The organism is Actinopolymorpha sp. B17G11, from assembly GCF_040196095.1.
Lineage (GTDB): Bacteria > Actinomycetota > Actinomycetes > Propionibacteriales > Actinopolymorphaceae > Thermasporomyces.
Map to the genome: position 1 here is coordinate 101,573 of NZ_JBEFTW010000001.1, position 12,062 is coordinate 113,634.

A 12,062-nucleotide genomic window follows, 5' to 3' on the forward strand; every position below is an offset into this window, starting at 1 on the left:
CCACCGAGTGGGGATCGCCGCGTCCCGTGCATCTGGACGCCCAGCCGGTCGTCGCCCGGCTGGACCGCCGTCTAACCCGGTGGCAGGCGTACGACCGCGTCGATGTCGTCCGGCGCGACCGTGTCGAGAGCGAGGCGGTTGGTCCGCCGCTCCCCACAGACCACGCAGCGATGCACCAGCGCCCAGCCCTTGCCGCGTGGTCTGGTCAGCCCGACCGGCTCCATCGGGCCACCGCACCGACTGGCCCGGTCGCCCGGGTGGACGTCGACATGACACGACCACAGGCAGTACGGGCAGTGGTTGCGGAAGCTTCCGTTGGTGCAGGCGGGTACCGGAGCGGCGCAGAACAGGCAGGTGAACGCGGAGTTTCTGGACGCGCGCTGATTCGGCGTACCTGCCTCCTCGAGTCCGTCCCGCGAATGGCGGGGAGTGGATGACTCGAGGGCGCAGGGTTCCGTTCGTTCTCACCCTGGCGGCGGTGCGCGCCAGGGCTCCCGGGCTGGACCGGTCAGGGACCTGTTCACCGCCTCGCGCTTCCGCGAGCGGCGGTTACTTCCGGTTCCGGCGTCACCGTCGGCCGTTCTGGTCGACGGATCAGGACCACGACCGGGTTTGCCCCGCGGCGGACCGGGTGCTCGGTATCGCACCTGGCGGCTGGCCGCGGGGATTGTCAGCCAGGCGAGTTCCAGTTTCGAGTGCCCAACTGCCACCGGTCGGTGTGGGTCCGGTCGCACCGGCGTCGGCGTCGTCCCCTGTCAGGCGAGTGCGACGAGCGCGCGGACGTGCGAGTTTGTCATCAGGCGGATCACCCCCTTCGGTGCTTCCGTGGAGTTGCTCCCTCTGCCGGAACCGTAGAGGTCGGGTTCCGTCGAGCGCGTCCGGTTTTCGCCGTGGGACGGGCCCGTGGAGGAGGGCGGGCGGGAGATTACGCTGAGGTCCGTTCGACGGGGCTCCGCCGCACAGAAAGCTGGACGATGACCGCTCTGACCCGGGTCATGGACGCTGTTCTCGCGGTTGGCTTCGCAGGACTACTGTGGGTGCTCGCAAGCTTCCCGATCGTGACGCTCGGCCCGGCGACGGCGGGTCTCTGCAGCGTCATGAACGAATGGGACGAACACGGCCCGCCCCCGGTCTGGTCGACGTACTGGGGAGGATTCCGGCGGCACCTCCGGCAGAGCCTGTGGCTGGGTTTCCTCGCGACGGTGGTCGGCACGTTGCTGTCGATCGACCTGCTCTACGGCCTGCGCGCCGAGGACGCACCCTTGCGCGCCGTGGTGCTGGGTGCGGCGGTGCTCGGCATCCTGGCGCTTGGCGGCACGTTGGTCTTCGCGTTCCCCGTGATGGTCCGCTACCCCGCACCATGGCGCCGGGTCGTCCGCAACAGTGCGCTGTTCGCGGCCGCGTACCCCCTCTCGACTCTCCTCTGCATCGGTTCCGTCGTGCTCGGCGCTCTGGCCGTGACGGTCATACCCGCTCTGCTGCCGGTCGTGGCGGGAGTCTGCGGATGGCTCGTCACCCGGCTTGCCCGGCGGGTCTTCGACCGGTTCCTCGCCCGGCAGCAGGCTCGCGCCGAAGCAGTGGCTCCGGGACAACACGCTGGTACCCACGCACCTAGCGGTGAGGGGTGAAGGGACGCATCCCGCAGTCATCCGATGATGTGTCGGTGACCGACACGCGGAAGCCCTCGCTCGCCGGACTGGTTCCTGCCCACCCGCGCGAGGTCGCCTTCGGTATCGCCGCCGCGTTCGGCATGGGTGTCATCCTCGCCTGCCAGTCCCGGATCAACGGCGAGCTCGGGCAGCGGTTGGACGACGGCGTACTCGCCGCGTTGTGGTCGTTCGGCTCCGGCTGGGTCGTCCTGCTGATCCTGATGGCCCTGCTCCCGGGGGTCCGGCGCGGCGTGCGTCAGCTCCTGTCGACCGTCCGGCTACCGAGCCTCCGCGGCGACTCGGCGCTCGACCGCGACGCCGGTACTGCGTCGCGCCCCGCGTACCGGCTCCGGTGGTGGCAGTGCCTCGGCGGCGTCTGCGGTGCGTACCTCGTCGTCGTCCAGTCGACGACGGTCGGGCTCGTCGGTGTCGCGGTCTTCACGGTGGCCGTCGTGGCCGGGCAGGCCGCGACCAGCCTCGTCGTCGACCGGCTCGGCCTGGGTCCTGCGGGTCGTACTCTGGTGACCCGCAACCGGGTCCTCGGTGCTTCTCTCGCCCTGGGCGCTGTCGCCCTCGCGGTGTCGGACGAGGTGCGGACGCCCGCCCTGCTCCTCCTCGCCGTCGCGCCCGCGCTCGCCGGCGTCGGCACCGCCTGGCAGCAGGCCGTCAACGGCCGCGTCAGTGCAACCGCCACGGTCGACGGGAACGGCGTGACCGGCGCACTCGTCGCCGCCTTGATCAACTTCACGGTGGGTACGGCGGCACTGGGGATCGCGGCCGGGGTCGACATCATCCTGCGCGGGCTTCCGTCCGAATGGCCGGCCGCACCGCAGCTCTACCTCGGCGGACTGTGCGGGGTCGCGTTCATCACCGGGGCCGCCTTCATCGTGCGCTTCACGGGGGTGCTGCTCCTCGGCCTCGGAGCGGTCGCCGGGCAGTTGGTTGGCGCGCTCGTCCTCGACGGTCTGATTCCCGCAGGCGACGCACACCTCACCACCGTCACCCTCATCGGCACGTTGCTCACCCTCGTCGCCGTGATGATCGCCGCCCTACCGACCCGCTCCGTCCGCCCATGACGTGGGAGGGCGCTGTCGGCGCGCCTTCCACCACGTACGATCCGAAGGGATCATGGCCTTGCCGCAGCGGTGGCAGGCCTCCTGCCCGGCATGGATGGAACTGACGAGCGGTCACCGGGAGGTCAGGGCTCGTGAGTGACGGGGATCGGTGACGCTGGTGAAACGCCTCCTGGTCGCCGCGTTGAACGGCGGACGCAACGCCTACGTCGGTGTTCCGCAGGCGCCTGACGAGCTGGCGGCCGACGCCGCGAGCGTGGTCGCGGCCGGCGCGACCGAGGTGCACATCCACCCGCGCCGATCCAGCGGGTGCGAGTCGCTCGATCCGGACGACGTCGCCGCCGCGGTGGAGGCCGTCACGGCCGCGGTGCCGGGGATACCGGTGAGCGTCACGACGGGCGCCTGGATCGAGGCCGATCCCCGCCGCCGGTTGGCGCTGGTCTCCTACTGGCGGGTCTTTCCTACGTACGCCTCGGTCAATGCCCACGAGGACGGCGCCCTCGAGGTCGCGCAGCTGCTGAGGGAACGCGGGGTCGGCGTGGAGGTCGGCCTGATGACACCCACCGCCGCCGAGCTTTTCATCCGGAGTCCCCTGGCCAAGCTCGCGACCAGGGTGCTGATCGAGCCGGTCGACCGGCCGACCGACCTCGCGGTGGACGACGCGGGGAAGATCCTGCGGCTGCTCGACCGGTACAGCGTCGACCTGCCTCGAATCCTGCACGGCGACGGCGTGAACACGTGGCCGGTACTCCGCCGGGCCCGTCAGCTCGGACTCGGGATGCGGATCGGGTTCGAGGACACCCTCGACCTCCCCGACGGCTCGGCCGCTCCCCACAACGTGGCCCTGCTCCAGGCTGCGCTCGCCGTCCGCTGACCATCGATCTTCATGGCCCCGTCACGCCTCGTGCCGTCACGCCTCGTGCCGTCACGTCTCGTGCCGTCACGTCTCGTGCCGTCACGTCTCGTGCCGGCAGGCATCGTCACGCCCGGCAGGCACCGTCGCGCCCGGCAGGCATGGTCAGCTGGCGGCCCTGGTGTCGTCGGGAGCGGCGGCGATCTGCGTACCGTCCGCGACGTTCTGGCACAGGTCGGCGAGGGAGAGGCCGACCGCCTCGGCGAGCGCGACGACGGTGAAGAACGCGGGTGTGGGGACGCGGCCACGTTCGATCTTGCGGACGGTCTCGACCGACACACCGGCCAGCGCGGCGACCTCGACCATGCTCCGGTGGCCCCGGGCGGCGCGCAGGGCGGTGCCGAGGGCCAGGCCGCGCTGGCGGTCGATCGGCCCCAATGGTGGTCGTACCATGCCCGTGATACTAATACCGGTATAACTATTGGAGGAAATGTCCGCGGGTGAGGCCAGTCGGGAGATCCGGCGTCTCGCCGCGACACGAGTACGTACGAAACAGCGATGCCAAGGAGCACGACGACTGTGGTCGAGATCAAGACCGCGACCGAGATCGCGACGATGCGCGAGGCCGGCAGAGTGGTGGCCCGCGCCCTCGCCGCCTGCCGCGAGGCCGCGCAGGTGGGCACCTCCCTGCTCGAGCTCGATGAGGTGGCTCGCACTGTCCTCGAGGAGGCCGGTGCCCGGTCGTCATTCCTCAACTACCGGCCGCGGTTCGCGCCGACGCCGTTCCCTGGGGTGATCTGTGCGTCGGTCAACGATGTCGTGGTCCACGGCATCCCCGACAACTACCGCCTCCGCGACGGCGACCTGCTCAGCGTGGACTTTGGCGCCGAACTCGACGGCTTCCACGGCGATGCGGCGATCAGCCTCGTCGTCGGCACCGGCACGTCCGCCGACGAGACACTGATCGCGACCGCCCAGGAAGCCCTCGCCGCCGGCATCGCGGCCGCCCTCCCGGGCAACCGGCTCGGCGACATCGGCCATGCGATCGGCACGATCGGCCGCAGAGCGGGCTACGGGATGCCGCGCGACTTCGGGGGACACGGCATCGGCCGTCGCATGCACGAGGACCCGTCCGTGCCGAACGACGGAAAACCCGGACGTGGCTTCCGGCTCAACCCGGGGCTCGTGCTCGCGCTGGAGCCGATGTTCATGGCCGGGGGTCAGGACGAGTACCGGATCGGCCCCGACGGGTGGGCCCTGTCCACCATCGACGGTAGCCAGGCCGCACATGTCGAACACAGTGTCGCCATCACCGAGGACGGGCCGCTGGTGCTCACCGAGCTCTGACCCCGGTGGCCCACCTCAGCTGACGTCCACGTCGACCGTGTGCCAACCGGTCGCGCCGTCGGGCGCGGGCGGGGCGACCTGTGCGGTCTGCGTCTCGCCGGCCGCGTCCGTCGCGCGGACCTGCAGCCGATGCCGGCCAGGCGCGGCGTCCCAGGTCCAGGTCCACTGTCGCCAGGAGTCGTTCGTCGGCTCGCCCGCCAGCCGCGCCCGCTCCCAGCGGCCCTCGTCGACCCGGACCTCGACCTTCGAGATCCCGCGGTGCTGTGCCCACGCCACACCGGCGACGACGACGTCGCCCGCCTGGGCCGTGGCGCCAGGACGTGGCACGTCGATCCGTGAGGCCGTCTTGATCGGGGCCTGCGCGGACCAGCCACGGTCGGTCCAGTACGCACGGAACTCGTCGAACCGGGTCACCTCGATGTCGACGACCCACTTCGTCGCCGACACGAAGCCGTAGAGGCCGGGCACCACCATGCGTACCGGGAAGCCATGCTCGAACGGCAGCGCGGCGCCATTCATCGCGAACGCCAGCAGCGAGTCGCGGCCGTCGGTGAGTGCCTCCAGCGGTGTGCCGCAGGTCCAGCCGTCCTCCGAGGTCGACTTCACCGCGTCCGCGCGTGGACTGACGCCCACTTCGGCGAGGATGTCGGCCAGCGGTACGCCGGTCCACATGGCGTTGCCCGCCAGGTCGCCCCCGACCTCGTTGCTGACACAGGTCAGGGTGACGTACCTGTGCACGATCCGGCGCCGCAGGAGGTCGCGGAAGGTGAGGTCGAGCGGGCGGTCGACCATGCCGTGGATGCGCAGCCGCCAGTTCGCCGGCTCGATGACGGGAACGCTCAGGGCGGTGTCGATCCGGTAGAAGGTGTCGTTGGCCGTCTGCCACGGCGTGAGGCCGCTCACTCGCAGGTCGGCACCGGCTGGTGTCGTCGCTGGCGGGATCTTCGGCAGCGGCAGGGCCGTCCGCGCGTCCTCGGCAGCCACCCGGTTGCTGGCGACGCCGCCGACCCCGCGTCCGATGGCCGTGGCGGCCACTGATCCCAGGACGACGAGACCGCCGGTACGCAACAGATCGCGCCGAGCCTGGCGTGCGTACTCGGGTGTCTTCCCGCTTGCCGACGTCGTGACGGTGCCCTCAGCGGGTGCGCCCGTCGGAGGCGCTGTGGAGTCTGGCGGGGGTGAGGCTGCGCTGTCTGGTGGTGGGGCGGTGGTCGCCGGGGCGAAGCGGTTGGCTGTCCGGGCGTACACCTTCAACAACCAGCCCAGGACGGCGACCGCGACCAGTCCGGCGACGACGGACGGGATCAGCGTCGCTGGTGAGAACCCCGGCCGGGTCGCACTGGCCAGGATGCCCAGCAGTGCAAGGGCGCCGAGCAGCGCGACTCCCTTTGCCCGCGAGCGCGTGGCGAGGCTCCCTGCCCAGGCGGCCAGACCGGCGAGTACGGCGACGATGCCGGCGATCAGGACCGGCTTGTCCGCCGTGCCGAGAAGCTCGATGCCGAACTCCCGGACCGGCGTGGGGATCACGTCGATGAACGTCGCACCGACGGCGACCACAGGTGTGTCGGGGATGCCGAGGGCGCCGGAGGCCAACTCGGCGGCTGCGAGTCCGGCCATCGCCGCGAGGACGCCCGCGAGCGCGCCACGGGAGCGAGGTGTCGGCGTCTGCACGTCTGCATCATCGCTCGCGCGTCACAAGAAGCGGTACGCCTGGACGCCAGTCGTCACAGATCCGTCATGACCACGCGGCCGTTCTGCCCCTTTGCGGCCGGTGGGGTAGGTCAAGCGATGCTGGGAGCGTGAGGGTCTCATCGGTTGCTCAACGCCGCGATGACGACGATCACGATCAGCAGAACCAGCACCCCGGGAATGATGAGCCGCCGGTACTTGGGATGCACGCGAAGGAGGCTACTCCGCGGCCCCACCGGGCCGTCCGAGTGGCCATGCCCGCAGGGATTCGTACCGCGGTCGCTCTCCCGCGCCGACCTCGGGGTGGGAGCGGACGAGATCGATCCGGGTGGCCAGCCAGGGCGGACCCGCATAGGTCGACCACCATCGCACCTGGTCGCCGACGTCGATGGGCTCACGCAGCCTCGCCAGCGTGACGTGCGGGCGGAACCTGCCCTCCGCGACGTCGATGCCGGCGCGCCGCGCGGCCGCCGAGACCGACCCGGCGAGCTGTCGCAGGCGTTCGACGTCACCGTTGATGCCAGCCCACAGCACCCGTGCCTTTCGCACCGAGCCGAACGCGCCGCCCCCCTCGACCGCGAGGCGCATCGGTTCGTACCGAGCCGACGCGCGGGCGAGCCGACGCTCCAACTCCGGTAGGACGCCGGCATCGACCTCCCCCAGGAACGCGAGGGTCAGATGCCACTGGGCGCGGATCGTCCATCGCAGTCTCGTGTCCGCACCTGCCAGGGCACGGGCATGGTCCATGGCGACGCCGAGATCGTCGAGGACGGGCTCGGGCAGGACCACGGCGACGAACAGTCTCATGCCGACACTGCCTACGGGGTGGCCAGGGCGAGCCGCCTCCGCGAGGCCGCCACCGCCCCCTGATCCCCGGCGAGCGTGAGCACCTCGTCCACGCCATCGGTGGCGAGCACGGGGTCGGCCGGTGTGGCGACGTCATGAGCCGACTCCGCGTTGTACTCCACCTTGTGCGGGTAGCCGTCGGCCAGGTGGTTTACGACGTCTTCGACCGTCCAGGCCGGGCACGACGGAACCGGCGCGGCAAGTCCCTTGTCCGCCACGTCGAGGAGTCGTGTGGCGTCGGCTTCGAGTGCCGCGAGATAGCGGGCTGGTTGCATGTCGACACCTTCTCACCAGGCGTCGACACGTCGCCTGGTTTCGGGTCGTGGTCCCGGGTGCTGCCGTCCAGTCGCATCCGACCCTCGGCTGCGGCCGGTGGCTGGTGCGGGACCGGCCGGGGAGCCGACCGGACGACTGTGTCCCGGTCGGTCCCTTCGCGAGTCGGCGGGAGAGAGACCGACCAGGTGGTCGCCCCGGCATCTGCTGCCCGGACCTGCGCGGGGATCTCCGGCGTCGTGACGTTCGGTGTGGGAACGTCTGGCGCTGAGACGTCCGGGACCCCGGTCTCCGTTGACGCGGTCTCCGTTGACGCATCGGCGGCGTCCGGCGTAGGGATGCGTGCCGGCTCACTCGCCGACGGTCGCGCGGCAGTCACCACCTCGATGTACGGGCGGGGCCGCAGGTGCGGCCGGAGCTTCATCCGCTGCCAGCGGAGTACGACGTAGCCGGCGAGCAGTGTGCCGAGCAGGCTTGCGACCCCGCCACCGATCAGCGTCCACCGGGCACCCAGGACCTCACCGAGCCATCCGAGGACGGGTGACCCGAGCGGCTTGCTGCCGATGAAGACCATGCCGTAGAGCGCGAGCACCCGGCCCCGCATCTCCGGCGCCACGGTCAGCTGCATCATCGCGTTGGTCGCGGTGATCAGGGTGAGTTGGACGAAGCCGAGCAGGGGCATGGACACCGCGAAACTGGTGTACGTCGGAAGCAGGCCGGCGATGATCTCCATCGCTCCGAAGATCACCGCCGAGTAGATGACGAGCCGCATCCGCGGGCTTCCCCGCCGGGCAGCGCCCAGCGCTCCGATGACGGCGCCGATGGCCATCGCCGAGCCGAGGATGCCGTACTCGCCCGCACCCTTGCCGAAGGTCTCGGTCGCCATCAGGGCACTGGTCAGCTGGAAGTTGAGCCCGAAGCAGCCGACGAAGAAGACGACCGCGAGGACGAGAACGAGGTCCGGACGGTTTCGTACGTACCGCAGGCCGTCGACCAGCATCCCCGGCTTCCGGGGTACCGGTGTGGGACTGTGCAACTCGCCCGCCCGCATCTTGGCCAATGCGAAGATCGTCGCGCCGTAGCTGAGCGCGTTGAGCAGGATGACCCAGCCGGTACCGACGAACATGATCAGCAGACCGGCCATCGCCGGGCCGATGACCCGGGCGGCGTTGAACGATGCCGAGTTGAGCCCGACAGCGTTGGGCAGGTCGTCCTTGCCGACCATCTCGACCACGAACGCCTGGCGGGCCGGATGGTCGATCGCCCCCGCGACGCCGAAGAGGAACGACAGCAGGTAGACGTGCCAGACCTCGACGACGCCGGTGAGATCGAGGACGGCGAGTGCGGCAGCGGCGAGCGCCATGCCGAGCTGGGTGCACTGGAGCACCTTGCGTTTGGCGAACCGGTCGGCGATCAGTCCACCGAACGGGGCGAGGAGAAGGAACGGAAGGAACTGCAACCCGGTCGTGATGCCCAGGGCGACACCGCTGCCCGCGGTCAGCTGCAGGACGAGCCAGTCCTGAGCGACACGCTGCAGCCAAGTGCCGACGTTGGCGACGAGTGACCCTGCTGCGAAGTAGCGATAGTTGCGGTTCCGTAGTGAGCGGAACATCGCTCTCACGACGCAGCCAGCCTCTCCAAGATCGGCGCCGCCGAGCGCAGGATCTCTTTTTCTTCAGGGGGCAGTTCGTGTAACCGGCGGGCGAGCCACGCGTCGCGGCGTTTGCGGTCTTCGGCGAGGATGCGGCGTCCTTCGTCGGCCAGGCGTACGAGCACTTGACGGCGATCGGTGGGGTGCGGCTCGCGCACCACCAGTCCCAGCTCCTCGAGTGAGGTCACAGTGCGTGTCGTCGACGGGGGACGCACCTTCTCGAATCCGGCGATCTCGCCGATCGTCAACACACCATGACGATTCAGCGTCGCCATGACACCGAGCTGGTTGGCCGAGAGCTGGTGATCTGCCGCCCGCTGGTTGCGGAGGCGACGGGACAGCCGCATCACGGATATTCGGAGCGCACTTGCGAGGCCCGCCTCAGATCGGACGGGCATGGTTGATGACGGCATACCGTTAGCGTACCTCATTACCCTTGCTAACGACCAACGAACGTCATCTCCTCGCGCCTCCCCGTGATCATGATCGTGATCATGAAAGCTTGGCGTACGCATAGCCCCGTTTCGCTTCATGGTCCGGTTTGGCTTCACGAATTTCAGTGTCGGAGGCCGCCGACATGGTGGAACTGAGCGGGTCGTGGCACGGTCAGGCCCCGCGCAGTCGCCACTCGCCAGTAGCCGCCAGCCGCGCTCCCCTTGCCGCCCGCCGCGTCGCCCTTGCGGCACGGCGCACCGCACTTGCTGCCCGTCGCCCTTGCCGCACGGCGCGTCGTCGTGGCCACCCGCCGCTCTCGGCGCCCGCCGTCGTTGCCGTACCCCGTCCTCTCCGCGCGGACATCGCTGCGGGGTTGCGGGATCGTGGCGTCGCCGCACGGTCCAACCTCGAACCACGTTCGCCCCGCGTTGGCACTGCTCCGCGTTGGCACTGCTCCGCGTTGGCACTGCTCCGCGCTGGGACTGTCGCGCGCTGTTGGCGTTGCCGCACGGTGATACTCCGCACGGTGTCATTGGCGCGCGGACCAGCTTCATGATCACCAGATGGCGAGATCATCCAGCCAGAGATCATGAAGGGAAACCGGATCATGAAGCGAAACGGGGCTAGGCGTACGCCAAGCTTTCGTGATCACGATCATGATCACAGAGTGCGGCGCAGGCACGATCGGGGCTCGGAGGGCCTCGGCTCGGTCGACGGGTCGCCGTTCGTGCGGTGGACGATCCGGTGATCAGCGCTCGGTCAGGAAAGGCCGAGGAGCTGGCGGATCGGGTCGATCGCGAAGTACACCACGAACAACGCTGCCACGATCCACAGCAACGGATGGATGTCGCGGGCCTTCCCGCGCGCCGCGCGGAGGATGACGTACGTCACGAATCCGGCGCCGATTCCCACACTGATCGAATAGGTGAACGGCATCAACACGATGGTGAGGAATGCCGGAATGGCGATGTCCAACTGGTTCCAGGAGATCTCGGTGACCCGCACCATCATCAGGAACCCGACGACCACCAGCGCCGGCGTCGCCGCCTCGTAGGGGATGACCTCGACAAGAGGCGAGAGCACCGTGGCCAGCAGGAAGCACACGCCCGTGACGATGCTCGCGAGCCCGGTGCGGGCACCTTCGCCGACGCCGGCGGCGGACTCGATGTACGACGTGTTGGACGACACGCCGGCCGCACCGCCCGCCGCGGCGGCGATGGAGTCGACGGCGAGAATGCGCTGGCTCTGTGGCGGCGTGCCCTTGCTGTCCAGGAGCCCCGCCTCGGCGCCGATGGCCGTCATCGTGCCCATCGTGTCGAAGAAGTCGGCAAGCATCAGCGTGAAGACGAGCAGGAGTGCGGCGACGATCCCCACCCGCTCGAACGAACCCAGCAGGCTGAACGAACCCAGCAACGAGAAGTCCGGCACCTGGAACCAGGTCTCCGGCAGGCGCGGGACGTTCAGGCCCCAGCCCGTCGGGTTGGTCTCGTAACCCGGCCCGGCCGGACCGACCTTGGCGATTGCCTCGATCACGATGGCGAGGATGGTGGCGCCGATGATGCCGAAGAGGATCGCGCCCCTGACCTTCCGCATGACGAGCACCATGGTCGCGATCAGCCCGACGACGAAGACGAGCACCGGCCAGCCGTCGAGGAATCCGTCCACTCCGAACTGCACCGGCACCGGTGGGTTGGCGGTTCGGCGTACGAACCCGGCGTCGACGAAGCCGATCAGGGCGATGAAGAGACCGATGCCGACGCTGATGGCGGTCTTGAGCTCCCGGGGTACGGCGTTGAAGACGGCCTTGCGGAACCCGGTGAGGACGAGGACCAGGATGATCAGGCCCTCCAGGACGATGAGACCCATCGCGTCGGCCCAGGTCATCTGGCTCGCGATCCCGAACGCCACGAACGCGTTCAGGCCCAGCCCGGTGGCCAGCGCGAGTGGGTAGTTGGCCACGGCGCCCATGAGGATCGTGACGACGCCGGCGACCAGGGCGGTCGCCGCCGCGACCATCGCGATGTTCGGCTGGTCGCCACCGCCGAGGAACTGCCCGTCGGCGTCCTGCGCGGTGCCGATGATCAGGGGGTTGAGGGCGATGATGTACGCCATCGCGAAGAACGTCACGATCCCCCCGCGCACCTCGCGGCCCACCGTCGAACCGCGCGCGGAGATCTTGAAGTAGCCGTCGAGCATCCGGGTGCTGCGCCCCCGGGCCACGGTCCGCGTGTCCGAACCGACCATCG

The 12,062-nt window shown here is 69.7% G+C and carries 11 protein-coding genes and 1 pseudogene; 4 read left to right on the top strand and 8 right to left on the bottom strand.

The genetic code is table 11. The annotated features are described in order from the left end of the window. Positions 1 to 71: 71 nt before the first annotated feature. Positions 72 to 353: pseudogene (locus ABN028_RS00470) on the bottom strand (RNHCP domain-containing protein); the annotation flags it as partial. A 621-nt stretch (positions 354 to 974) separates the two neighbouring features. Between ABN028_RS00470 and ABN028_RS00475 the strand changes: the two are divergent. From ABN028_RS00475 to ABN028_RS00485, 3 genes are all read left to right on the top strand, one after another. Then, positions 975 to 1,628 carry a YesL family protein gene (locus ABN028_RS00475; RefSeq protein WP_349694479.1) on the top strand — a complete coding sequence of 218 codons (654 nt, stop codon included), beginning with the start codon at positions 975 to 977 and terminating at the stop codon, positions 1,626 to 1,628. A 35-nt stretch (positions 1,629 to 1,663) separates the two neighbouring features. Then, positions 1,664 to 2,725 carry a DMT family transporter gene (locus ABN028_RS00480; protein ID WP_349695171.1) on the top strand — a complete coding sequence of 354 codons (1,062 nt, stop codon included), beginning with the start codon at positions 1,664 to 1,666 and terminating at the stop codon, positions 2,723 to 2,725. Positions 2,726 to 2,882: 157 nt separating this feature from the next. Further along, on the top strand, positions 2,883 to 3,596 hold the full coding sequence (locus ABN028_RS00485) for a 3-keto-5-aminohexanoate cleavage protein (protein WP_349695172.1): 714 nt from the start codon (positions 2,883 to 2,885) through the stop codon (positions 3,594 to 3,596). 144 nt (positions 3,597 to 3,740) lie between these two features. Here ABN028_RS00485 and ABN028_RS00490 read toward each other — a convergent pair whose 3' ends face one another. Further along, on the bottom strand, positions 3,741 to 4,028 hold the full coding sequence (locus tag ABN028_RS00490; protein WP_349695173.1) for a helix-turn-helix domain-containing protein: 288 nt from the start codon (positions 4,026 to 4,028) through the stop codon (positions 3,741 to 3,743). A gap of 105 nt (positions 4,029 to 4,133) precedes the next feature. Between ABN028_RS00490 and map the strand changes: the two genes are divergently transcribed. After that, complete coding sequence (gene map, locus ABN028_RS00495) at positions 4,134 to 4,922, top strand: type I methionyl aminopeptidase (protein WP_349695174.1); 789 nt, start codon at positions 4,134 to 4,136, stop codon at positions 4,920 to 4,922. A gap of 15 nt (positions 4,923 to 4,937) precedes the next feature. Here map and ABN028_RS00500 read toward each other — a convergent pair whose 3' ends face one another. From ABN028_RS00500 to ABN028_RS00525, 6 genes are all read right to left on the bottom strand, one after another. Then, complete coding sequence (locus ABN028_RS00500) at positions 4,938 to 6,593, bottom strand: molybdopterin-dependent oxidoreductase (RefSeq protein WP_349695175.1); 1,656 nt, start codon at positions 6,591 to 6,593, stop codon at positions 4,938 to 4,940. Between the two features lie 237 nt (positions 6,594 to 6,830). Continuing rightward, positions 6,831 to 7,418: an RNA 2',3'-cyclic phosphodiesterase gene (gene thpR, locus ABN028_RS00505; protein ID WP_349695176.1), complete on the bottom strand. Its 588-nt coding sequence runs from the start codon at positions 7,416 to 7,418 to the stop codon at positions 6,831 to 6,833. An 11-nt stretch (positions 7,419 to 7,429) separates the two neighbouring features. Then, on the bottom strand, positions 7,430 to 7,675 hold the full coding sequence (locus ABN028_RS00510; RefSeq protein ID WP_349695177.1) for a maleylpyruvate isomerase N-terminal domain-containing protein: 246 nt from the start codon (positions 7,673 to 7,675) through the stop codon (positions 7,430 to 7,432). Next, on the bottom strand, positions 7,609 to 9,342 hold the full coding sequence (locus tag ABN028_RS00515; RefSeq protein ID WP_349695462.1) for an MFS transporter: 1,734 nt from the start codon (positions 9,340 to 9,342) through the stop codon (positions 7,609 to 7,611). The genes ABN028_RS00510 and ABN028_RS00515 overlap by 67 nt, the downstream gene beginning before the upstream one ends. A 5-nt stretch (positions 9,343 to 9,347) precedes the next feature. Further along, positions 9,348 to 10,370, bottom strand: a complete 1,023-nt coding sequence (locus ABN028_RS00520) for a MarR family winged helix-turn-helix transcriptional regulator (protein WP_349695178.1) — start codon at positions 10,368 to 10,370, stop codon at positions 9,348 to 9,350. Positions 10,371 to 10,575: 205 nt separating this feature from the next. Beyond that, a complete protein-coding gene (locus ABN028_RS00525) occupies positions 10,576 to 12,060 on the bottom strand; it encodes an NCS2 family permease (RefSeq protein WP_349695179.1) in 1,485 nt (494 codons plus the stop codon). Between the last annotated feature and the right edge of the window lie 2 nt (positions 12,061 to 12,062).